The sequence below is a fragment of the Micromonospora sp. SL1-18 genome (genome assembly GCF_047921505.1).
GTDB lineage: Bacteria > Actinomycetota > Actinomycetes > Mycobacteriales > Micromonosporaceae > Micromonospora.
This window is the reverse complement of record NZ_JBLROA010000014.1, coordinates 101,565-122,403: the sequence shown is the minus strand read 5'-3', so window position 1 is coordinate 122,403 and position 20,839 is coordinate 101,565. Positions and strand designations below refer to the sequence as shown.

Genomic DNA, 20,839 nt, shown 5'->3' with positions numbered 1-20,839 from the left:
GTCTAGGGCCAGAGGCGGTGCGTCCCGTCGAACTCCTCGAAGACCAGCCAGGTACGCGTCGACAGCACCCCGGCGATGCTCTGCACCCGTTCCAGCACCACGTCCCGCAGCGTGGCGTTGTCCGGTGCCCGGACCAGGGCCAATACGTCGTGCTCGCCGCTGAGCAGCGCCACGTGCTCGACGTAGCGCACCCGCGCCAGTTCCTCGGACACCTCGCGCCAGGTGTTCTGCTCGATGGTCAGCGCGATGTACGCCGACGTGCCCAGCCCGGCCGGCTCCGGCGCGACCCGGGCCCGGAACCCGGTGATCACCCCGTCCCGGATCAGGCGCTCCACCCGGGCGTACGCGTTGGTGCGGGAAACGTGCACCCGTTCGGCCAGCGTACGGATGGAGAGCCGGCCGTCCTGGACCAGTTCGCGCAGGATCCGCCGGTCCACCTCGTCGAGCGGCCCGGCCGAACGTCCCATTCCGCCCGCCGCGCCCGGTGTCGGGTTGGTCTCCTGGCTCATGAACCGCTCCCAGTCATGCCATTCGTCCCGCGTTCAGCGGGCAACTTGAGTCAATCATCCGACGGCGTGAGCATAGGTCCACCACAAGTCCAGGAGGTCCTCGCCGTGATGACCACACCCCAGGCGGTCCGCAGGGCATCCCCCCGCACCCGCCGGAAGGCCACCACCCCGGCCGCCCCCGACCCGTCGGCCGGCCTGCTGCCGCGTACCGAGCCGGTGCGGCTGCTGAACCCGGACGGCACCGCGCTGCCCGCGTGCGACGACTACCCCGAGCCGCCGGTCGAGGCGCTGCGCGAGATGTACCGGCGGATGGTCGTCGGCCGCCGCTTCGACGTGCAGGCCACGGCGCTGACCAAGCAGGGCCGCCTCGCCGTCTACCCGTCCTCCCGGGGCCAGGAGGCGTGCCAGGTCGGCGGGGTCCTCGCGCTGCGCGACACCGACTGGGTCTTCCCCACCTACCGGGAGTCGATGGCGCTGACCGGCCGGGGCATCGACCCGGTCGAGGTGCTCACCCTGCTGCGCGGCGACTGGCACTGCGGGTACGACGCGGCCGCGATGCACACCGCGCCGCAGTGCACCCCGCTCGCCACTCAGTGCGTGCACGCCGCCGGCCTGGCCTACGGCGAGTCGTACCAGGGGCGGGACACTGTGGCGCTGGCCTTCATCGGCGACGGCGCCACCAGCGAGGGCGACTTCCACGAGGGGGTCAACTTCGCGGCCGTGTTCAAGGCCCCGGTCGTCTACTTCGTGCAGAACAACAAGTACGCGATCAGCGTGCCGCTGTCCCGGCAGACCGCCGCGCCGAGCCTGGCGTACAAGGGCGTCGGCTACGGCGTGCCCAGCGAGCAGGTCGACGGCAACGACCCGGTGGCCGTGCTCGCGGTGCTCACCCGCGCGGTGGAGCACGCCCGGTCCGGCAAGGGGCCGTTCCTGGTCGAGGCGCACACCTACCGGATGGAACCGCACACCAACGCCGACGACCAGACCCGCTACCGGGACGCCGAGGAGGTCGAGGCGTGGCGGGACCGCGACCCGGTCGCCCGGCTGGAGGCGTACCTGCGGGCCCGGGGCGTGCTGGACGACGCCGCCGTCGCCGTGATCGCCGAGGAGGCCGAGGCGTATGCCGCCGCGCTACGCGACCGGATGAACGCCCAGCCCACGGTGGACCCGCTCAGCCTCTTCGAGCACGTGTACGCGGAGCCGACCCCGCAGCTGGTCGAGCAGCGCGAGCAGGTCCGCGCCGAGCTGGCCGCCGCCCGCGACGAGGAGGCGGACGCCTGATGGCCACCGTGACCATGGCGAAGGCGCTCAACGCCGCACTCGCCGACGCGATGCTCTACGACGAGCGGGTGGTCGTCTTCGGCGAGGATGTCGGGCAGCTCGGCGGCGTCTTCCGGATCACCGACGGCCTGCAGGCCCGGTTCGGCGACAAGCGCTGCTTCGACACGCCCCTCGCCGAGGCCGGTATCGTCGGCTTCGCCGTCGGCCTGGCCATGTCCGGGCTGCGGCCGGTGGTCGAGATGCAGTTCGACGCGTTCGCGTATCCGGCGTTCGAGCAGATCGCCTCGCACGTGGCGAAGCTGCGCAACCGCACCCGGGGCGCGCTCAGCGTGCCGATCGTCATCCGGGTGCCGTACGCCGGCGGCATCGGGGGCGTCGAGCACCACTGCGACTCGTCCGAGGCGTACTACGCGCACACCCCGGGTCTGAAGGTGGTCACCCCGGCCACCGTCGAGGACGCGTACTCGCTGCTGCGCGAGGCGATCGACGACCCGGACCCGGTCGTGTTCATGGAGCCGAAGAAGCTCTACTTCTCCAGCGCCGAGGCGGAGTTGCCGGCCCGTACCGCGCCGTTCGGCAAGGCCGTCGTGCGTCGGGCGGGCACCGACGCCACCCTGATCGCGTACGGGCCGGCGGTGCCGGTCGCGCTGGAGGCCGCCGAGGCCGCCCGCGAGGAGGGCTGGGACTTGGAGGTGGTCGACGTACGCACCATCGTGCCGTTCGACGACGCCACGGTCACCGCGTCGGTGCGCAAGACCGGCCGGTGCGTGGTGATCCAGGAGGCGCAGGGCTTCGCCGGCGTCGGCGCGGAGATCGCCGCCCGGGTGCAGGAGCGCTGCTTCCACGCCCTGCACGCCCCGGTGCTGCGGGTGTCCGGCCTGGACATTCCGTACCCGGCGCCGATGCTGGAGCACACCCATCTGCCCTCGGTGGACCGGGTGCTGGACACTGTGGCTCGGCTCCAGTGGGACGACCAGCCCGACGTGCGCTGGGTGGCAGCATGAGCACCACCGTGGGCACCCTGGACTTTCTCCTGCCCGATCTGGGGGAGGGGCTGAGCGAGGCGGAGATCGTCGAGTGGCGGGTCGCCGTGGGCGATGTGGTCACCGTGGACCAGAGCGTGGTCGAGGTGGAGACCGCCAAGGCCGTGGTCGACGTGCCCTGTCCGTACGCGGGTCGGGTCGTCGCGCTGCACGGCGCGGCGGGTGAGGTACGTCCGGTCGGCCAGCCCCTGATCACCATCGCCCCACTCGACGCCGACGGTGGCGTGGAGCCCGCCGGGCACGCCACCTACCGGGAGGAGGAGCGGGCCGGCTCCGGCAACGTGCTGATCGGCTACGGCACCGGCCACGGCGGCTCCGGCCGCCGGCGGCGTCGGCCCCGGCTGGCCCTCGCGCCGGAGACCACCGCCTCGGCGCCGGCCCCGGCCGGTTCGGCAGGCACCGGTGCCCCGGCCCACGCGCCGGCTCGGGCCGCCGATCCGGCCCGGAGCGGCGGGGCGTCGGCCGGCGGAGGCACCCCGTCGGCCGGCGCCCCGACCGGAACGGACGCGCGTACGGGCCCGGCCGGGCCCGTCCTGGTGATCTCGCCGATCGTTCGTCGGCTGGCCAGGGAGCGCGGTGTGGACCTGGCGTCGGTGCGCGGCACCGGGCTCGGCGGGGTGATCCGCCGCGCCGACGTGGAGGCGGCCTCGGTCGCCCCGGCACGCCTCGCCGCCGTGCCGGACGCCCCTGAGGCGCACGTCGGGCTCGCCCCAGCGGGCGACGGGGACATGGCCATTCCCCTCACCGGCATTCGCAAGGCGATCGCCGACAAGCTCTCCCGTAGCCGGCGGGAGATCCCCGAGGTGACCATCTGGGTGGACGTGGACGCCACCGGGCTGCTGGCGACCCGGGCCGTGATCAACGCGGCCACCCCGGACGCCCCGGTCAGCATCCTCGCTCTGCTGGCCCGGATCTGTCTCAGCGGGCTGCGCCGGTACCCGCAGCTCAACGCCCGCGTCGACACGGAGGGGCAGCGGATCATCCAGTCGGCCGGGGTGCACCTGGGCATCGCCGCGCAGACCGATCGTGGCCTGGTGGTTCCGGTGCTGCGCGACGCGCAGCGGCTGACCACCCGTGAGCTGGCCGCCGCGCTGGCGGAGACCACCGCCGCGGCCCGAGGGGGCACCCTGGCTCCGGCGCGGCTGACCGGCGGCACCTTCACCCTGAACAACTACGGGGTGTTCGGGGTGGACGGTTCCACCCCGATCATCAACCACCCAGAGGCGGCGTTGCTCGGCGTGGGCCGGATCGTGGACAAGCCCTGGGTGGTCGACGGTCAGCTCGCGGTCCGCAAGGTGACCCAGCTCAGCCTCACCTTCGACCACCGGGTCTGTGACGGCGGCGTGGCCGGTGGGTTCCTGCGCCACGTCGCGGACTGTGTCGAGCAGCCCGCGCTGCTGGTGGCGAACGTCTGAAACCCGGCCGGGGCCGGTCACCCGTTCGTGGGTGACCGGCCCCGTCGTGCTTTCGTACCCCCTGCGGGGTGACCCGATCCGGGACAATCCCGACATACCGTCAGGGCCGATAGGCTGACATCCGGGACATCGGCCCGTGTAACGACCTCTTCGGCACATCCGCGACGAAATGCGCTTGGTTTCGAGGGCATTTCTCGGGGAAGAGCGCCGTGGCCTGGGAAACGCCGTACAGAATGTGGCCGAGGGGGAGTGGAAATGGGGGACCGAGTATGGACGTGAGGCGACGATTCACGCTATTGGCGGTAACCATGGCTACCACACCGTTGGTTGTCGCCGGCTGCACGGCCGGGCCGAAGGTGAAGTTGGGCCAGGAGAAGAAGCCACCGTCGCTGACCGTGACACCGGCGGACCACACGAAGGACGTGCCGATCAGCGCCGAGGTGGGTGCCACTGTCAACCACGGCAAGATCACCGGGGTCCGGCTCACCGACGACAAGGGCGCGCAGGTGCCGGCCGAACTGCGGGAGGACGGCTCGAGTTGGGTGCCGACCAAGCCGCTGCAGAACTCACGGACGTACACCGCGGAGGTGACCGCGACCGGCGATTCCGGAAAGACCACCACGCAGAAGACGACGTTCACCACGGCGGCGAAGTCGACCAAGTCACCGGTCGCCACCACGCTCTATTTCACCGACAATCAGACGTACGGGACGGCAATGCCGTTGGTCGTCAAATTCGAACCGGCGATTCCAAAAGAGGCCAGGGCGGATGTGCAGCGACGATTGTTCGTAAAGACGGATCCGCCGCAGCCGGGCACCTGGTCGTGGATCGCGGACGGCACCCAGGTCGAATACCGGGCGCCCGATTTCTGGAAGCCGGGCACGAAGATCAGCGTCCGGAGCGCCCTGCAGGGGCTGCCGATCGGCAAGGACGCCATCGGTGACACGGACCACACCGGGACCTCGAAGATCGGCCGGCAGGCCTCGCTCGAAATCGACAACGCCACCAAGCAGATGTCGGTCTACGAGGACGGCAAGCTGCTCAAGAAGGTCCCGGTGAGCCTCGGCAAGGAGAGTACGCCGACCTCCAGCGGCAACATGGTGATCATGGAGAAGTTCGACCGGACCACCTTCGACACCCGGGGCGAACCGGACGGCGGCTACGTGGTCGACGTCGACGACGCGCAGCGTCTCACCTGGGGCGGCGAGTTCATCCACTCCGCGCCGTGGTCGGAGGGGGAGCAGGGCAGCACCAACACCTCACACGGCTGCACCAACGTCTCGGCAGTTGACGCGCATTGGCTGATGGGCGTCACGCAGGTCGGCGACCTGGTGACGGTCAAGGGCACCGAGGTGAAGCTGGACCAGGGCAACGGCTTCACGGCCTGGAACGCCAGCTGGGACGACTTCGCCAAGGGCAGTGCGCTGCCGGTGCCGGCCGGGCTCAAGCCCACGGAGAGCGCGACGCCGCACCCGGGCATGGTGGCTGGCGGTTCGGCGCCCGCACCCGCCCCGTCGGCCAGCGGCGGCTGAGGGACCTGGGGGAACGACCGACGGACGGCCCGCCACCTCGGTGGCGGGCCGTCGCACATTACCTGGCGGACCACCCGGAGTCTCTCGGGGTCCGACCCGGCCTCGGGGAGCACCCTGAGTCTCTCGGGGGCCGACCCGGGATGTACCCGGATCCTGGGCCTGGGCAGCCAAAAGTGTCGGTACCGGCGGATAGGTTGACGGGCATGGGGCAGCGCAGCGACCGGTTCCACGTGGAGATCAGCGTGGCCGACGACGTGGTGGACGTCCGGGCAGTCGGTGAGGTCGACATCGCGACGGTCGGGGCGTTCCGGGCCGCGCTCTGGGCCGCGCCCGCCCGGCCCGTGCTGCGGCTGGACCTGTCCGGGGTGCGGGTGCTGTCGGCGGCCGGGGTGCGGGCGCTGGTCGCCGCGCGCCTGCGGGTCCGGGCCCGGGGCGGCGAGCTGCTGCTGGTCGACCCCGACCCGGTGGTCCGCCGGGTGCTGCGCGCCACCGGGTTGCACCGGGTGATGCCGGTCGTGGAGTCGGCCCCGGCGGCGGAGCTGGTCCCGGCCTGACCGCCGACCACCCTGGGCGGCACCGGGCCGCCGGCACGCGTGCCGGCGTTCCCGGCGCAGTGTCGATCCGCGCTGTCAGCGGACGCCGAGCAGGTCCACCACGAAGATCAGCGTCTCGTTCGGCTTGATGGCGCCACCGGCGCCCCGGGCGCCGTAGCCGAGGTGCGGCGGGATGGTCAGCTTGCGCCGGCCGCCCACCTTCATGCCGACCACGCCCTGGTCCCAGCCGGCGATGACCCGCCCGCCGCCGAGCGGGAACTCGAACGCCTCACCCCGGTTCCACGACGCGTCGAACTCGCGGCCGGTCGAGTGGGCCACGCCGACGTAGTGCACGTTGGCGAGCTGGCCGGGGCGGGCCTCCGGGCCCTCGCCGACCGTGATGTCCTCGATGACGAGATCGGCGGGCGGCGCACCCTCGATCGGGCCAACCTCGGGCTTCTCCATGAAAGGTCTCCTCGGTGGTTCGAATGTGGTCACCGTCGATCGTGCCGGATCGTGATCGGCCGATACGCGTCGGTCCCCGCAATGACGGCGGGGACCGGTGGACGGGGCGACTCAGACGGGGTGGGCGAGCTGGGCGGCGAGCAGCGTGGCCGCGTCGGCGAGCGACGGGCCGTACCAGGTCAGGTGCCGGCCCGAGACGAGCGCGGCCGGTACCTCGGGGAACGCCTCCGGCCCGTCCTCGGCGGTGAACCGGTACGGCTCGTCCGGCAGCACCACCAGTTGGGGTGCCCGGGCGCGCAGCTCGTCCAGACCGGGGCGGGGGTAGCGGTCCTCGTGGTCGGCCCACTGGTTGACGACGCCGAGCCGGCGCAGCACGTCACCGGCGAAGGTGTCCCGGCCGAGCACGATCCACGGCCGCCGCCACACCGGCACGACCGCGTTGCGTGACATCGCCGGGACGGGCGGCGCGGCCCAGGCCCGCCGGGCGGCACGCAGCCAGTCCGGCTCGCCGGACACCCCGATCGCGGCGAGCAGTTCGCCGAGCTGGGTCAGCGCCTCGGGCACGGTGCGGGGAAAGGTGATCCACACCGGTACGCCGGCCGCGCGCAGGGCGTCCGCGTCGGCGAGCCGATTCTCCTCCTCGTTGAGCAGGACCAGGTCGGGCCGGAGCGCGAGCACCCGGTCCAGGTCCGGGTACTTGCTCCCGCCGACCCGGGCGACGTCCAGCCTGGCCGGGTGAGTGCACCAGTCGGTGGCGCCGACCAGCACCTCGGGCCGGGTCAACGCCACCGCCTCGGTCAACGACGGCACCAGCGACACCACCCGCACGGGACGCTCCCTTCCTCGCTCCGGAGCATCCTCGCGTACCGGGGGCGTCCGGCGTCGAGTGGGCCGGTCAGCGCGAGGGCTCGTCCACCACCGCCGTCACGTCCAGGTGTGCCGGTCGGCAGCCGAGGGTCGCCGCGAACCGCCGGACCGCGGCGTCCACCTGGGCGCGGGTCGCCCCGAGACCGTCGGAGGGGTCCAGCCGTACCTCGACCCAGACGTCCGGCCGGGCGACCGGGCCGGTGAGCAGCACCCGGGCCCGGTGCACGCCCGAGGCCCGGAGCAGGTCGCGTTCCAGCGCGCCGGTCAGCACCTCGCACGCCACCCGGGTACGCCCACCACCGTTCCCCGCATGGGTCAGGATGCCCGCCAGCCGGCCCGGCGCCCGCAGCCCGGCGGTGAGCAGGCGTTGCCCGAGCAGGGCCAGCAGCACCCCGCCGACCGCCACCGCGAGGGCACTCCACGGCGTACCGGCCCGCAACCACGTGACCGGCCCGGCCCCGAGCAGCGGGGCGCCGCCGCCGGGCAGCCAGCCCAGCCCGACCGCGGACGCGACCCCGCCCGCCGCCACGAGCAGCAGGGCGAGCACCGTCCAGAGCAGCCGGTGGGCGGCGTTGCTCACGTCGTCCGCCGGGCGGGGAGGAGCCGGACCTCGATCGGGCCGCAGCGCGGGGCGGCCAGCCGGTCGAGTTCTCGGCGCAGCGCGAACTCGACGTCGGCGCGGGCGTCCGGGTCGCCGCTGGCGGTCACCCGGGGCCGCCAGGTGTCCCCGCTGCGGCCGACGCGCACCCGGGCCCGGCGCACGCTCGGCACGGTGCGGGCCGCCCGGGCAAGCCGCCGTTCGACCGAGCGGCGGTGCAGGTGCCAGCCGTCGTCCTCGGCGAGGCGCATCCGGACCGGCCGCCACCGGCGCAGCTCCGCGACGAGCACGACCAGGCCGAACAGGGCGACACCCGCGGCGATCGCCCGGACCGGGGCGTCCTGCCAGCGGGCGGTGGCCAGCGTGGCGTACCAGCGGCGGACCAGCGGACCGGGGTGGCCGGACGCGGCGAGCAGCGCCCCGACCGCGACGAGCGCCCCGCCGGCCAGCAGGGCGACGGCGAGCAGCAGGGTGGCGATCCGGTTGACCGTACGCACGTCAACCTCCGGCCACCGGACCGCCGCTCACGGCACCTCCCGGGCGCTCCGCGTCGACTCCTGGCTCGGGTCGTGCGGGGGCCGACAGGCGCAGGTCCACCACCGTGACGGTGACCGCCTCGACGGTGAGACCGGTTTCCGCCGCGACCCGGGCGGCGAGCCGCCGGCGTACCGCCTCGGCGACCGTCGGAAGGTGGGCGCCGTGGTCGACGACCAGGTCCAGGTCGACGCGGGCGACGCCCCGGTGCACCCGGACGAGCGCGGCGGCGCCGGTGGCCCCCGGCACGCCGTCCGTCGCGTCCTCGACCAGCCGGGCGATCCGCTCCTCGGTCCACGGCTGGATGGGGGCGCCGGCGTACGCGGGTGCGGACGCGCCGTGTCGGGGCAGGGCGCCGGTCATCGCCGGCCGACGCGGTCGGCGAACCCGGGCACGGTGACGTCACCGTCGAGGGCCCGGACCAGCAGCCAGCCGGCCAGCCCGGCCAGGGTGGCGGCCGCGGCGGCGCCGGCACCCCCGAGCAACCAGACCGCCACCAGGAGGAACCCGGCGAGGAACCCGAACTGCTGCCGCGTCATGCCCACCTCCGCTCAGCGATGACCGACCGGACCGGCGGCGCGTACCCGTTTTCGTGCCGCGCAGTCATTTGAGGGCGGGGACCGCCGTCGGCGCCACGGTGCCCGCCCGGATTGCGCCGACAAGACCACATACGGGTACGGCCCGGCCAGCCCGACCGTTTCTGGGGCGCCGGTGCCTCAGACCTGTCGATTCCGCCGCACCCGGGAAGGCGACGTGCATGATCGACGGCCTAGACTCGGGCGTCGATCGAGCGACGGATGGATCTGGCGAAGATGACGAGCAGCGGCAGCGTGGCGGCTTCCTGGCTGCGTCCGATCACGGGCGGGGCCGCCCCGTCGCTCACCCGGGCCGGCCACGTGGGGTACGCGTCGCGCCGGCTGGGTGAGCTGGTGCAGGGGCGACCGCCGGGCATCACGGGGCACCAGTGGAGCAGCGCCCTCCGGGAGACCTTTGACCAGGTGGTCTGCGTGGCCGGCAGCGGCCGTCCGGTCTTCGCCGTGCAGCTCGCCCCGCCGGCGTCCGCCGGTTCCGCCGGCCGCCGCACCGAGCGGATGACCAGTGTGGTCTGCGCCGCCGTCGGCCTCCCGCTGCTGCGGGTCGAGTCGGCGGCGCTGCGCGGCGCCGAACACGCCCGGTGTCTCGTCGAATACGTCATCGACGCGCGGAGCTACGCCGCCGCCGGCTCGGGATCGGAGACCGGGCACGCCGTCGGGTTCCGGGAGATCGTCGGCCGGCTGCCCGACGGCCGCAGCGGACCGGTGAACGACCTCGGGGCGCTGACCCGGGTCGCCGCCGTCGAGGCGTACGTCGAGCGCCGGCTCGTCGACCCGATCGTCCGTGGCCTGCACGTGCAGTGGACGGGCGGCCCGGCCGAGGGGTGGAGCTGGCTCGAGGTGCGGCCCGGCCGGTGCCTGGTCGAACGGGTCGACCTCTTCGTGCAGCGGTTCTCCTGCGGAGTGGATCCGGGCCAACTCGCCGAGGACCTGGCCGCCGTGGCGGTGGGGGAGCGGCTGCGCGACCTCGACGCCGTCGAGCCGTCGCTGGTCGACCGGGACGAGCTGCGCGATCGGGTCCGGCGGCTGGCCGCCCGGCGCGACGAGTTCGACGGCGGCTTCGCCTTCGACCACCTCTGCGCCGACTGATCGGCGCGGCCGTCGAGCCGTACCCCGGGCGGTGCGGGCCGGGCCGGGGGTTGGTTCATCGGGCGATCATGGTGGTGCCGGTCACGGGCAGTGGTGGTGCCGGATGCCAGTGGTCTCCGCCACGGTGAAAATTGTCAACGGCGAAAAGCCAACCGGGGCCACGTTGATTTCTCAGCGTGACCCCGGTGTGCCCGACGGTGAACCGGGAGGGCTCAGCGGTTCTTGTACGCCTCAACCACGGAGACCGGGATGCGGCCCCGCTCGGAAATCTCGTAGCCGTTCTTCGCGGCCCATTCCCGGATCGCGCGGTTCTGCTCGCGGTCCATTCCGGAGGCGGCCGGGCGGATCGGTCGACGCGTCGCGCGTCCACTCTCCACCAGTCCACGACCGATCCGCCTGCCAGCGCTGATGTACGGATCCAGGGCCTTGCGCAGGAGGCCGGCGTTCTCGTCGGAGACGTCGATCGTGTACGCCACGCCGTCCAGGCCGAACTCGACCGTCCGATCCGCCTTTCCGCCGTCGATGTCGTCGGTCAGAACGGTGATTACTTTCCTTGCCATCGCCATTGCTCCCTGTGTCGGGCGGGGTGTGGCTAAGAGTTTGACCTATGGTGCGGCAAATTCGCAACAATACCCGCCGTTCGCCATTCGATGGGTCGGCTAATCCGGCCCGGAATGGCGGGCCAACCCGCTGCGCGCCGTAGTGGAGGCATCGGGGTGAGTGGCGGGGGTCACAAACCGGAACAGGGGGAACGCCTTGTAACTTGAGTCTGTCAGGCTCAACCCGACATGATGGCAGGTGTTCGATGGCAACTCTCCCGGTACTTCCGCTGACCGACGCCGTCCTGCTGCCCGGAATGGTCATTCCGGTGACCCTGGATCCGACCACCCAGGCCGCGGTCGACGCGGCCCGCGCCAGCGGCGACAATAAGCTTCTAGCCGTGCCCCGCATCGACGGCGACTACGGCTCCGTCGGTGTGATCACCACGATCGAGAAGGTGGGCCGGCTGCCCAGCGGCGAGCCCGCCGCCGTCGTCCGCGGCCTAGCCCGGGCCCGGATCGGCTCCGGCGTGCCCGGACCGGGCGCCGCCCTCTGGGTCGAGGCGACCGAACTCGACGAACCCGCCCCGGCCGGCCGGGCCCGGGAACTCGCCCGCGAGTACCGCGCGCTGATGACCTCGGTCCTCCAGCAGCGCGGCGCCTGGCAGGTCATCGACGCCATGGAGCGGATGACCGACCTTTCCGAGCTGGCCGACGCGGCCGGCTACGCGCCCTGGCTCAGCCTGGCCCAGAAGACCGAGCTGCTCGCCGCGCCGGACGTCACCGCCCGGCTGGAGCTGCTGGTCGGCTGGGTGCGGGACCACCTCGCCGAGCAGGAGGTCACCGAGCGGATCAACAGTGACGTGCGGGAGGGGCTGGAGAAGTCCCAGCGGGAGTTCCTGCTCCGCCAGCAGCTCGCCGCCATCCGCAAGGAACTCGGCGAGGACGAGCCGGACGGCTCCGCCGACTACCGCTCCCGCGTCGAGTCCGCCGACCTGCCCGAGAAGGTCCGCGAGGCGGCCCTGCGGGAGGTCGGCAAGCTGGAGCGGGCCAGCGACGCCTCGCCGGAGGCGGGCTGGATCCGTACCTGGCTCGACACCGTCCTCGAGATGCCGTGGCACACGCGTACCGAGGACAACACCGACCTGGCCGCGGCCCGTGCGGTGCTCGACGCCGACCACGCCGGCCTGGCCGACGTGAAGGACCGCATCCTGGAGTACCTCGCGGTGCGCAACCGGCGCGCGGAGCGCAACCTCGGCGTGGTCGGCGGCCGCGGCTCCGGCGCGGTGCTCGCCCTCGCCGGTCCGCCCGGCGTCGGCAAGACCAGCCTCGGCGAGTCCGTCGCCCGGGCGCTCGGCCGCAACTTCGTCCGGGTCTCCCTCGGCGGGGTCCGCGACGAGGCGGAGATCCGTGGCCACCGGCGTACGTACGTCGGCGCGCTGCCCGGCCGGATCGTCCGCGCCCTGCGCGAGGCCGGCTCGATGAACCCCGTGGTGCTCCTCGACGAGGTCGACAAGCTGGCCGTCGGCTACTCCGGCGACCCGGCGGCGGCCCTGCTGGAGGTGCTCGACCCGGCGCAGAACCACACCTTCCGCGACCATTACCTCGAGGTCGACCTCGACCTGTCCGACGTGCTCTTCCTGGCCACCGCCAACGTGGTGGAGGCCATCCCCGGCCCGCTGCTGGACCGGACGGAGCTGGTCACCCTGGACGGCTACACCGAGGACGAGAAGGTGGCCATCGCCCGGGACCACCTGCTGCCCCGGCAGCGGGAGCGGGCCGGGCTGACCGCCGCCGAGGTGACCATGGCCGACGAGGCACTGGCCCGGATCGCGGGGGAGTACACCCGGGAGGCCGGCGTCCGGCAGCTCGAACGCGCCCTGGCGAAGATCCTGCGCAAGGTGGCCGTCGCGCTGGCTGCCGACCCGGTGCCGGTTCGGGTGGACACCGACAACCTGGCCCGTTACCTGGGCCGGCCGAAGTTCACCCCTGAGTCGGCGGAACGGACGGCGGTGCCCGGCGTGGCCACCGGCCTGGCGGTCACCGGCGCCGGCGGCGACGTGCTCTTCATCGAGGCGACCAGCCTGGAGGGCGAGTCGGGGCTGACCCTGACCGGCCAACTCGGCGACGTGATGAAGGAGTCCGCGCACATCGCGTGGTCGTACCTGCGGTCGAACGGGCGGCGGTTCGGGCTGGACCCCAACGCCCTCGCCGGGCGGCGGATCCACCTGCACGTCCCGGCGGGCGCGGTGCCCAAGGACGGCCCGAGTGCCGGCATCGCCATGGTGACGGCGCTGGCCTCCCTGGTCACGGGCCGGCCGGTTCGCCCCGAGTTCGGGATGACCGGTGAGGTGACACTCTCCGGCCGGGTGCTGCCCATCGGCGGCGTGAAGCAGAAGCTGCTCGCCGCTCACCGGGCCGGCCTGACCGAGGTGATCATCCCGAAGCGCAACGAGCCGGACCTGGACGACCTGCCCACCGAGGTACGCGAGGCCCTGACCATCCACACCCTCGCCGACGTCGCCGACGTGCTCGCCCTGGCGCTGCGTCCGGCCGACGTCGACGCGGAGACCCTGGGCGGCCAGCCCCTCGCCGCGGCCTGAGGGGGTAAGGAGGGGCCCCTTGTTAACGCATTCGGTAGAGCAGGGGCCCCTTCTTAACATCGCTAGCGGCGGTCGTCGCGGTCTCGGCGTACGGTCGCCTTGCGGCCCTTGATGGTGCTACCGCGCAGCCCCTGGATCACCTCGTCGGCGAGCGCGTACGGAACCTCCACCAGGGAGAACCGGTCGGCGATCTCGATCGAGCCGATGTCCCGTCCGCTCACCCGGGTCTCCCCGGTGATCGCCCCGACCAGGTCCTGCGGCCGGACCCCGGCGCGCCGGCCGAGCCCGATGAAGACCTGCGTCGTACCGCCCGCACGTGGCCGCCCGCCGCGCCGCTCCCGGCCCTCGTACCCCGGTCGGCCTTCTCGGCCCGGTCGGACCGCGACCTGCGGGATCTCCTCCTCCTCGTCCGTGGTCCCGGGCAGGGTGGCCTCGTGGGCCAGCCGCACCGCGGAGAGCGCGACCTCCATCAGGTCGAACTCGTCGGTCAGCGACTCCACGATCGCCCGGAACGGCTCCAGGTCGTCCTCCAGCAGCGACTCCCGCAGCGCCGCCTGAGTCAGCTCCAGCCGCCGGGTCCGCAGGTCCGCCACCGTGGGGATCTTGTCGACGGCGATCCGCTGGCCGGTGACCCGCTCGATGGTCTTGAGCATCCGGTGCTCGCGCGGCTCGGCCAGGGTGATCGCCACCCCCTCCCGGCCGGCCCGGCCCACCCGGCCGATCCGGTGCACGTACGACTCGGGCGCCGAGGGGACGTCGTAGTTGACCACGTGGGTGAGCTGCTCGACGTCCAGGCCGCGGGCCGCCACGTCGGTGGCCACCAGCAGGTCGGCGGTACCCGCCCGCAGCCGGCCCATCACCCGGTCCCGCTGCTCCTGGCTCATCCCGCCGTGCAGCGCCTCGGCCCGGTAACCCCGGCCGTTCATCGTTTCGGTGAGCCGGTCCACCTCCTCCCGGCTGCGGCAGAACACGATCGCCGCGGCCGGCGACTCCACGTCCAGCACCCGGCCCAGCGCGGCCGGCTTGTGCGCCCGCGCCACGATGTACGCGCTCTGCCGCACCCGGGGCGCCTCGCCGGCCACCGGCCGCTCGCGTTCGATCTGGATGCGGACCGGGTCGCTCAGGTGCTGGCGGGCCAGCCCGTCGATCCGCGCCGGCATGGTCGCTGAGAAGAGCACCGTCTGCCGGTCGGCCGGGGCGTGCTCGAGAATCGCTTCGATGTCCTCGGCAAAGCCCATGTCGAGCATCTCGTCGGCCTCGTCCAGCACCACCGTGGCCAGCGAACCCAGCCGCAGGGTGCCCCGGGCGATGTGGTCCAGCGCCCGGCCCGGCGTCGCCACCACCACGTCCACGCCCAGGTCGAGGGCGCGCAGCTGGCGGCCGATCGGCTGGCCGCCGTAGATCGGCAGAACCCGGGTGCCGAGCTCCTTGCCGTACCGGTGGAACGCCTCGGAGACCTGCACCGCCAGCTCCCGGGTGGGCACCAGCACCAGCGACACCGGATCCCCACCCGCCCGGTCGTCGGGCATCCGCTGCAACAGCGGAAGGGCGAAGGCGGCGGTCTTGCCCGTGCCCGTCGCCGCCTGCCCCAGCAGGTCCCGACCGGCGAGCAGCGGCGGGATCGCCTCCCGCTGAATCGGGGTGGGCTCCTCGTAGCCGAGCGCGGTCAGGGCGCCCAACAGTTCGGCGCGCAGCCCGAGGTCCGCGAAGGTGATCGCCGCGTCGGCGTCGTCGGAGGTGGTGGTGTCGGTCGGCGTTGGTGCGGAACTCATGCGCCAAGCCTTTCATCACCGCCCGCGGGCCGTCGCAGCGACCGGCACAACCGTCGGCCCGGCCACGTCCCAGGGCCCGGTCAGCTCGCCTCGACCGGCACCCGGGCCTCGGCGAGCAGCGCCGGACCGGCGTACGCCACCGGGGTGGGTGCCGGCGCCGGCCGCAGGGTCGCCAGTTGCTCGGAGCTGAGCGCGTACACCACCCGGCCCAGGCCGGAGCGCTCGATCGCCGTCGCGCACATGCCGCACGGCTGGCAGCTCGTGTACATGGTGGCGACGGCGGCCGCCTCAGCGGGCAGGTGCCGGGCCGCCCAGCGGGCCAGCTTCAGCTCCGGATGCGCGGTGATGTCGTCGTCGGTGCGCTCGGTGTTGACCTCCTCGGCCAGTACCCGCCCCTCGGCGTCTACCAGCAACGAGCCGAACGGGCCGTCCCCCGCGTCCCGGGCGGCGGCGGCCAGTGCGATGGCCCGACGTAGATGACGTTCGTCGGTCTCGGTCAGCACACTCATCCCGTGAGCATCCCTTACGGGACGTCGCGGCACACCGCCGACGGCTAGCCTGGCGGCGTGCGTACGGTCGAACTGCTCTGCTCGCCCGAGTTGGAGGCGGCGGTACGGGCGGCCTGGCGCCGGCTGGCCGAGGCCGGGCTGCCCAGCCTGGCGCGCAACGCGCACCCGACCAACCGCCCGCACCTGACCCTCGCCTCGGTCGACGAGTTCCCACCCGGCGCCGAGCAGCGCCTCGCCGATCTCTGCGACGCGGCGCTGCCCCTGCCCGCCCGCCTCGACCGGGTGGCGGTGCTGGACGGGAGCGCCCCGCTGGTGTGGCTGGTTCGGCCGGCGCCGCAGCTGACCGCCCTGCACGGCGCGGTCTGGGACGTGCTCGCCGAGGCACCCGGCCCGCGCCCGTGGCACCTGCCCGGGCGCTGGATTCCGCACCTGAGCCTGGCGCTGCGGTTCGGAGGTGCTGACCGACGTCGAGCCCGGGCGGTGGCCGGGCTCGACCGCCCCGCCGGGGAGTTCGTCGCGGCGCGCAGCTGTGACAGCGACAGCCGAGCCGTCATGTCGCTGTCGTAGTCCGGGTAGCGCCGGCTGCGATGCCCGCGGCGGCCGTCAGGGGCATCGCCCGACGGCCGCCGCCGCTGCCTTTACTTCTTCGGTTGTGGGATCTTCACGGCGGTGAAGGTCGGTCCGTCCGTGCTGCGGGCCAGAGTGTTCGTTTCGGCGAGGAAGGGTACGACGGTGCCGTTGGTGGTCCGGCTGACGAAGGCTAGGCGGATGCCGTTGCTGTTCTGGTAGCTGAAGAGCGTCGGGTCCACGGCGTAGAGGCCGGTGGCGCCGTCGAGGGTCCAGTCGCCCCAGGTTTCGGTGCCCTGCCCAGTCTCCCACGTGTGGTAGAGGCTGTTGTCGGTGGTGCGGGTCACCACCACGATCCGGCCGAGGTTCGGGTCGAGGATGGCCGTGGGTGAGCCGGTCGGGGTGATCGCGCCGGTGCCGACGGTGCTCCAGGTGCCGGGCCAGGTGCCGTCGGTGTTCTGGTACTGCTTCTGGATGGTGCCGTCGGTGTGCCTGGCGAAGACCATGGCGCGGCGGCCGGGCATCACCACCACACTCGGAGTGCCGGTGAAGCCGGTGCCGCCGATGCTGCTGAGCGGCGTGGTGAGGGTGCGGTTCTGGTAGGTGCCGGTAACGACGGCGCCGGTATTGTCGATCGCGAAGATCGTCGCGGAGCCGTCCAACCCCGCGTTCACCACCGGCGTCCCGGCGAGGCCGCTGCCACCCAGCTTCGTCCAGGGCAGCAGAACACCCGCGTTGCCGTCCTGCGGGCGGGCCCACAGGACGCCGTCGGAGTCCAGGGCGAACGCGGCCAGACTGTCATCGGAGAGCCGGACTGCGGACGGCTCTGACTTCATCCGTCCGGCCAGGTCTTGCCAGGCGTTCCAGGAGACCGAGCCTGCGGCGGACTGGGTCAGCGAGCGGACGTCGCTGCTCGTCTGATGGGCGAGGATGTTGACCCGGCTCTGGACGTCGGCGATCAGCGCTGGCTTGCCGGTGTACGCGTCGAGCCCGGACACCGCGTTCCATTGAACGGAGCTGAAGTCGTCCGGGTTGGTCTGTCGGCCGTGTCGCACCGTGCCGATGTTGTCCGTGTACACGTACTCCACGCTGCCGAGGAAGGCCCCGGCGGCCGGCGGAGCCTGCATCACCGACAGCGGAGTGTTCGGCACGGTCGGGGTGGACGGCCGTGGCGGGCTGACGGTCGCGGTCAGCCGGCAGGTGTTGGTCGTGGCGAAGACGTTGGGGAAACCCGCCCAGCCGGTGCCTATCTGGTTCTGCGCCACTGCCCAGGTCTTGTTGTCCTCCCTGTAGCGGTATTGCACAAGGGAGCCATCCGTCTTGATGCCGTACAGCGTGTCACCACCGACGGAGAACATCCCCTTGGTGAACATGCCCCATCCCGACCCCGCGGGCTGCTCGCGACTGAGCCAGCGCTGGCTGAACGAGTCGAAGCGGTAGCGGTAGAGTTTGCCGTCGGGGGTCCGCCCGTAGAGGACGCCCGGCCCGGCGGCGACGATCAGGTCGTACTTGTCCCAGCCGGTGTCGATGTTGCGGCTAGAGATCGTCCAGTTCCGGCTGGCCTCGTCGTACCGGTACCACTTGAGTCGGCCCGTGTTGTCTACGAGATAGAAGTCGCCGATCTCATCAACGGTGATCATGTTGCGCCACTTGCTGCTCGCGTACGAGACGAAGCCGGAGCTGATGAGCAACGCCTGCTTGCCGTCGATCGTCTCCCAGGCGCTGCCGGTCCACCGGTAGCGGCTCATACCGTTGGCGTTGATGCCGTAGACCCGGCCGTCCGGGCCGCCCAGAATGCGACCGAAGTTCTGCCAGCCGGAGGATCCGATCGTTTTGGCGGCGCTCCACGACGTGGCGGTGGTGCCGGGGGAGGACATGGTGCGCCAGGTGAGCGTGCCCGTCGTGGTTGAGTTGAAAACGCCGGCCGCGCCGGTGCAGGCGAACGTGTCGGCGGCGTAGGCGGGAGCGACGGTGGCGGGTGCGACGAGGCTGCCGGCGGTTAGCGCGAGCGCGGCGCCTACGGCCAGCGCAGCGCGCCGGGTCAGTTGGAGAGTGGAGGGTTGTCGCGAGGAAGTGCGGGACATGGACGGGTCTCCTTGTCGGTCTCAACGTTGTGCCGGGCGTGACGGCGGCCGGGCGTCAGGTGTGGGACGGGCGGTCGGCGGACTCAGGGTGGGTCCGCCGGCCGCCGCGGGTCAGCGGTGCGGACGCGGCTGCGGGATCTTCACCTGGGTGAAGTTCGGCGCGGTAATGCCGCGGGCCAGGCCGTTGATGCCCTGTGTGGTGAAGGGCGTGACGGTGCCGTTGATGGTGCGGCTGACAAAGGCCACCTGGGTGCCGTTGCTGTTCTGGAAGGTGAAGGCCGTTGGGTCGACCGGGAAAGTGCCGGCTGCGCCGACGATGTTCCAGTCGCCCCAGACCCCGGTGCCCTGCCCGGTCTCCCAGGAGTGGTAGATGGCATTGTCGGCGGTGCGGGTCACGACCAGGATCCGGCCGAGGTTCGGGTCGAGGATGACGCTCGGGGTGCCGGCCGGGGTGATGGCTCCGGTGCCGACGGTGCTCCAGGTGCCGGGCCAGGTGCCATCGCTGTTCTGGTACAGCTTCTTGATGGTGCCGTCGGTGTGTCGGGCGAAGACCATCGCCCGGTGGCCGGGCATCACCACCACGGCCGGGGTGCCAGTGAAGCCGGTGCCGTTGAGGGCGGTGAAGCCGGTGGTCAGGGCCCGGTTCTGGTAGGTGGCGGTCAGCACTGCGCCGCTGCTGTCGATCGCGAAGATCGTTGCTGAGCCGTTCGTGCCGGCCTGCACGACCGGGTTGCCGGTCAGGCCGGAGCCGCCGAGCTTCGTCCAGGGCAGCAGGTCACCCGCGTTGCCGTCCTGCGGGCGGACCCAGAGCGCGCCGTCGCTGTCGAGCGCGAACACCGCCAGGCGGCCGTCGGAGAGTTGCGCGGCGGCGGGCTCGGACTGCATCCCGCCGGCAAGGCCCGTCCACGCGTTCCAGGTGGTCGAGCCGGGGGCGGACTGGGTCAGCGAGCGGACGTCGCTGGAGATCTGGTGCGCGAAGAGGTTGACCCGCTGCTGGCTGTCCGCGACCAGGGCCGGCTTCCCGGTGTACGCCTCGATGTTCTCCACCGGGTTCCACTGGACCGAACTGAAGTTGTCCGGGTCGGTCTGCCGCCCGTGCACCACCCGGCCGATGTTGTCGACGTACGAGTACTCCACCGTGCCCAGCGTGGCCCCGGGCGCCGGCGGAGCCTGCATCACCGACAACGGGCTGTTCTGCTGGGTCGGGGTGGACGGCTTGACCGGGCTGGTCAGCCCGCCCTGGTGGCAGGTGTTCGTCGTGGCGAAGGCGTTCGGGAAGGTCCAACCGGTGCCGATCTTTTGGGTCGCCACCGGCCAGGTGTTGTTGTCCTCGCGGTAGCGGTACTGGTAGAGGTCGCCGTTGGTCTGGATGCCGAACAACGAATCTCCGCCGGCGCTGAAGAGGCCCTTGGTGAAGCCGGCCCAGGAGCTGCCGCCCACTAGTTTGTCGCGGATCAGCCACCGTTCCGTCGCCTTGTCGAATCGGTAGCGGTGCAGCGTGCCGTCGGCGGCGAGCCGGGCGTAGAGGACGCCCGGGCTGGTGGCGACGACCAGGTTGTATTTGTCCCATCCGGTGTCGAGAGTCTTCGCGTAGATGACCCATTTGCGGGTGGCTTCGTCGAACCGGTACCAGCGCAGTACGCCCTTGCCGTCGATCAGGTAGAAGTCGCCGTCCTCGTCGACGGTGATCTTGTCGCGGTAGGCGCTGGTCGCGTAGGTGGTGAAACTGCTGCTGATCAGCCAGTTCGACTTGCCGTCGACCAGCTCCCAGGCGGTTCCGGTCCAGCGGTAGCGGTTCATGCCCGTGGAGTTGATCCCGTAAACGCGCCCGTCCGGACCGCCGAGCAGACGACCGAACGTCCAGCCGCTCTTGCCGATGTCCGTCGCGCTGCCCCATGAATACGAGGTGGTCAGCGGGTTGTTCAGGTTGCGGCGGGCCAGCTGGCCGGTGGTCGTGTTGTTGAAGAAACTGGCCGGACCGGTGCAGCTGAATGAGTCCGCAGCTTGTGCCGGCGTTTCAGAGAAAGGGAGGGCGAGCCCGCTGGCGACGATTGTCAGGACTGCTCCGACGCCCAGCACCGCGCGTCGCTGGACGCCATTTCTGGACAATTTTCCGGCATTACCTGGCATGCTTTCACCCTCCCCAATCTCTGGACTGCCCAGGGTGAGCAGAACTCATTCCCGCAATGCGGAAGGAACTGCTAACTCTCGCTGCGCAACCCATGTTGCGGTCGGTCCGATGCCGACCGAGCGTCATGATGCCCGATACGAACGGTCCTCGCCACCCGTCCTTGTGGACCATCCGG

General features: G+C 72.2%; 20 protein-coding genes. 8 read left to right on the top strand and 12 right to left on the bottom strand.

What is annotated here, in order from left to right; genetic code table 11:
• Positions 1-2 precede the first annotated feature (2 nt).
• On the bottom strand, positions 3-509 hold the full coding sequence (locus ACNAW0_RS09730) for an Lrp/AsnC family transcriptional regulator (RefSeq protein WP_416287406.1): 507 nt from the start codon (positions 507-509) through the stop codon (positions 3-5).
• A gap of 72 nt (positions 510-581) precedes the next feature.
• Here ACNAW0_RS09730 and pdhA point away from each other — a divergent pair, with 72 nt between their 5' ends.
• The 5 genes from pdhA to ACNAW0_RS09705 all read left to right on the top strand — a co-directional run bounded on the left by pdhA (position 582) and on the right by ACNAW0_RS09705 (position 6,334).
• Entirely contained in the window at positions 582-1,790 is a 1,209-nt protein-coding gene (gene pdhA / locus ACNAW0_RS09725) for a pyruvate dehydrogenase (acetyl-transferring) E1 component subunit alpha (protein WP_416287415.1), read from the top strand.
• Positions 1,790-2,794 carry an alpha-ketoacid dehydrogenase subunit beta gene (locus ACNAW0_RS09720; RefSeq protein ID WP_416287404.1) on the top strand — a complete coding sequence of 335 codons (1,005 nt, stop codon included), beginning with the start codon at positions 1,790-1,792 and terminating at the stop codon, positions 2,792-2,794. The genes pdhA and ACNAW0_RS09720 overlap by 1 nt, the downstream gene beginning before the upstream one ends.
• Positions 2,791-4,248, top strand: coding sequence for a dihydrolipoamide acetyltransferase family protein (locus tag ACNAW0_RS09715; RefSeq protein WP_416287403.1), 1,458 nt, complete (start codon positions 2,791-2,793; stop codon positions 4,246-4,248). The genes ACNAW0_RS09720 and ACNAW0_RS09715 overlap by 4 nt, the downstream gene beginning before the upstream one ends.
• A gap of 269 nt (positions 4,249-4,517) precedes the next feature.
• A complete protein-coding gene (locus ACNAW0_RS09710; RefSeq protein ID WP_416287402.1) occupies positions 4,518-5,780 on the top strand; it encodes an Ig-like domain-containing protein in 1,263 nt (420 codons plus the stop codon).
• 203 nt (positions 5,781-5,983) lie between these two features.
• The gene (locus ACNAW0_RS09705) at positions 5,984-6,334 is read left to right on the top strand and encodes an STAS domain-containing protein (protein WP_416287401.1); all 351 of its coding nucleotides are present in this window, start codon (positions 5,984-5,986) and stop codon (positions 6,332-6,334) included.
• 75 nt (positions 6,335-6,409) lie between these two features.
• Here the strand turns inward: ACNAW0_RS09705 and ACNAW0_RS09700 are convergent, their stop codons facing one another.
• The 6 genes from ACNAW0_RS09700 to ACNAW0_RS09675 form a co-directional block, all read right to left on the bottom strand.
• Entirely contained in the window at positions 6,410-6,778 is a 369-nt protein-coding gene (locus ACNAW0_RS09700; RefSeq protein ID WP_416287400.1) for an FKBP-type peptidyl-prolyl cis-trans isomerase, read from the bottom strand.
• Between the two features lie 111 nt (positions 6,779-6,889).
• The gene (locus tag ACNAW0_RS09695; RefSeq protein WP_416287399.1) at positions 6,890-7,606 is read right to left on the bottom strand and encodes a helical backbone metal receptor; all 717 of its coding nucleotides are present in this window, start codon (positions 7,604-7,606) and stop codon (positions 6,890-6,892) included.
• A gap of 67 nt (positions 7,607-7,673) precedes the next feature.
• On the bottom strand, positions 7,674-8,225 hold the full coding sequence (locus ACNAW0_RS09690; protein ID WP_416287398.1) for a hypothetical protein: 552 nt from the start codon (positions 8,223-8,225) through the stop codon (positions 7,674-7,676).
• A complete protein-coding gene (locus ACNAW0_RS09685) occupies positions 8,222-8,740 on the bottom strand; it encodes a hypothetical protein (protein ID WP_416287397.1) in 519 nt (172 codons plus the stop codon). The genes ACNAW0_RS09690 and ACNAW0_RS09685 overlap by 4 nt, the downstream gene beginning before the upstream one ends.
• Before the next feature lies 1 nt (position 8,741).
• On the bottom strand, positions 8,742-9,140 hold the full coding sequence (locus ACNAW0_RS09680) for an Asp23/Gls24 family envelope stress response protein (protein ID WP_416287396.1): 399 nt from the start codon (positions 9,138-9,140) through the stop codon (positions 8,742-8,744).
• The gene (locus ACNAW0_RS09675) at positions 9,137-9,316 is read right to left on the bottom strand and encodes a hypothetical protein (protein WP_416287395.1); all 180 of its coding nucleotides are present in this window, start codon (positions 9,314-9,316) and stop codon (positions 9,137-9,139) included. The genes ACNAW0_RS09680 and ACNAW0_RS09675 overlap by 4 nt, the downstream gene beginning before the upstream one ends.
• Positions 9,317-9,574: 258 nt before the next feature.
• On the opposite strand from ACNAW0_RS09675, the gene ACNAW0_RS09670 reads away from it, so the two are divergent.
• Entirely contained in the window at positions 9,575-10,459 is an 885-nt protein-coding gene (locus ACNAW0_RS09670; protein ID WP_416287394.1) for a hypothetical protein, read from the top strand.
• 212 nt (positions 10,460-10,671) lie between these two features.
• Here ACNAW0_RS09670 and ACNAW0_RS09665 read toward each other — a convergent pair whose 3' ends face one another.
• Complete coding sequence (locus ACNAW0_RS09665) at positions 10,672-11,019, bottom strand: histone-like nucleoid-structuring protein Lsr2 (RefSeq protein WP_416287393.1); 348 nt, start codon at positions 11,017-11,019, stop codon at positions 10,672-10,674.
• A 245-nt stretch (positions 11,020-11,264) separates the two neighbouring features.
• On the opposite strand from ACNAW0_RS09665, the gene lon reads away from it, so the two are divergent.
• A complete protein-coding gene (gene lon, locus ACNAW0_RS09660; RefSeq protein ID WP_416287392.1) occupies positions 11,265-13,601 on the top strand; it encodes an endopeptidase La in 2,337 nt (778 codons plus the stop codon).
• Positions 13,602-13,663: 62 nt separating this feature from the next.
• Here lon and ACNAW0_RS09655 read toward each other — a convergent pair whose 3' ends face one another.
• Positions 13,664-15,373: a DEAD/DEAH box helicase gene (locus tag ACNAW0_RS09655; RefSeq protein ID WP_416287391.1), complete on the bottom strand. Its 1,710-nt coding sequence runs from the start codon at positions 15,371-15,373 to the stop codon at positions 13,664-13,666.
• 80 nt (positions 15,374-15,453) lie between these two features.
• Complete coding sequence (locus ACNAW0_RS09650; protein ID WP_416287389.1) at positions 15,454-15,882, bottom strand: nucleoside deaminase; 429 nt, start codon at positions 15,880-15,882, stop codon at positions 15,454-15,456.
• Positions 15,883-15,939: 57 nt separating this feature from the next.
• On the opposite strand from ACNAW0_RS09650, the gene ACNAW0_RS09645 reads away from it, so the two are divergent.
• On the top strand, positions 15,940-16,449 hold the full coding sequence (locus ACNAW0_RS09645) for a 2'-5' RNA ligase family protein (RefSeq protein WP_416287388.1): 510 nt from the start codon (positions 15,940-15,942) through the stop codon (positions 16,447-16,449).
• Positions 16,450-16,520: 71 nt separating this feature from the next.
• On the opposite strand, the gene ACNAW0_RS09640 is transcribed toward ACNAW0_RS09645, so the two are convergent.
• Positions 16,521-18,533 (bottom strand): tachylectin-related carbohydrate-binding protein, encoded by a 2,013-nt coding sequence (locus ACNAW0_RS09640; protein ID WP_416287387.1) that lies wholly within the window; start codon positions 18,531-18,533, stop codon positions 16,521-16,523.
• 111 nt (positions 18,534-18,644) lie between these two features.
• Complete coding sequence (locus ACNAW0_RS09635) at positions 18,645-20,663, bottom strand: tachylectin-related carbohydrate-binding protein (protein ID WP_416287386.1); 2,019 nt, start codon at positions 20,661-20,663, stop codon at positions 18,645-18,647.
• Positions 20,664-20,839 lie beyond the last annotated feature (176 nt).

Excerpts from the sequence above, each read along its gene's own strand:
- ACNAW0_RS09710 (WP_416287402.1), top strand. The coding sequence starts at position 4,518 with ATGGACGTGAGGCGACGATTCACGCTATTGGCGGTAACCATGGCTACC.
- ACNAW0_RS09650 (WP_416287389.1), bottom strand. The coding sequence starts at position 15,882 with ATGAGTGTGCTGACCGAGACCGACGAACGTCATCTACGTCGGGCCATC.
- lon (WP_416287392.1), top strand. The coding sequence starts at position 11,265 with ATGGCAACTCTCCCGGTACTTCCGCTGACCGACGCCGTCCTGCTGCCC.
- ACNAW0_RS09640 (WP_416287387.1), bottom strand. The coding sequence starts at position 18,533 with ATGTCCCGCACTTCCTCGCGACAACCCTCCACTCTCCAACTGACCCGG.
- ACNAW0_RS09705 (WP_416287401.1), top strand. The coding sequence starts at position 5,984 with ATGGGGCAGCGCAGCGACCGGTTCCACGTGGAGATCAGCGTGGCCGAC.
- ACNAW0_RS09635 (WP_416287386.1), bottom strand. The coding sequence starts at position 20,663 with ATGCCAGGTAATGCCGGAAAATTGTCCAGAAATGGCGTCCAGCGACGC.
- ACNAW0_RS09665 (WP_416287393.1), bottom strand. The coding sequence starts at position 11,019 with ATGGCAAGGAAAGTAATCACCGTTCTGACCGACGACATCGACGGCGGA.
- ACNAW0_RS09730 (WP_416287406.1), bottom strand. The coding sequence starts at position 509 with ATGAGCCAGGAGACCAACCCGACACCGGGCGCGGCGGGCGGAATGGGA.
- ACNAW0_RS09675 (WP_416287395.1), bottom strand. The coding sequence starts at position 9,316 with ATGACGCGGCAGCAGTTCGGGTTCCTCGCCGGGTTCCTCCTGGTGGCG.
- ACNAW0_RS09670 (WP_416287394.1), top strand. The coding sequence starts at position 9,575 with ATGGATCTGGCGAAGATGACGAGCAGCGGCAGCGTGGCGGCTTCCTGG.
- ACNAW0_RS09715 (WP_416287403.1), top strand. The coding sequence starts at position 2,791 with ATGAGCACCACCGTGGGCACCCTGGACTTTCTCCTGCCCGATCTGGGG.
- ACNAW0_RS09700 (WP_416287400.1), bottom strand. The coding sequence starts at position 6,778 with ATGGAGAAGCCCGAGGTTGGCCCGATCGAGGGTGCGCCGCCCGCCGAT.
- ACNAW0_RS09655 (WP_416287391.1), bottom strand. The coding sequence starts at position 15,373 with ATGAGTTCCGCACCAACGCCGACCGACACCACCACCTCCGACGACGCC.
- ACNAW0_RS09720 (WP_416287404.1), top strand. The coding sequence starts at position 1,790 with ATGGCCACCGTGACCATGGCGAAGGCGCTCAACGCCGCACTCGCCGAC.
- ACNAW0_RS09680 (WP_416287396.1), bottom strand. The coding sequence starts at position 9,140 with ATGACCGGCGCCCTGCCCCGACACGGCGCGTCCGCACCCGCGTACGCC.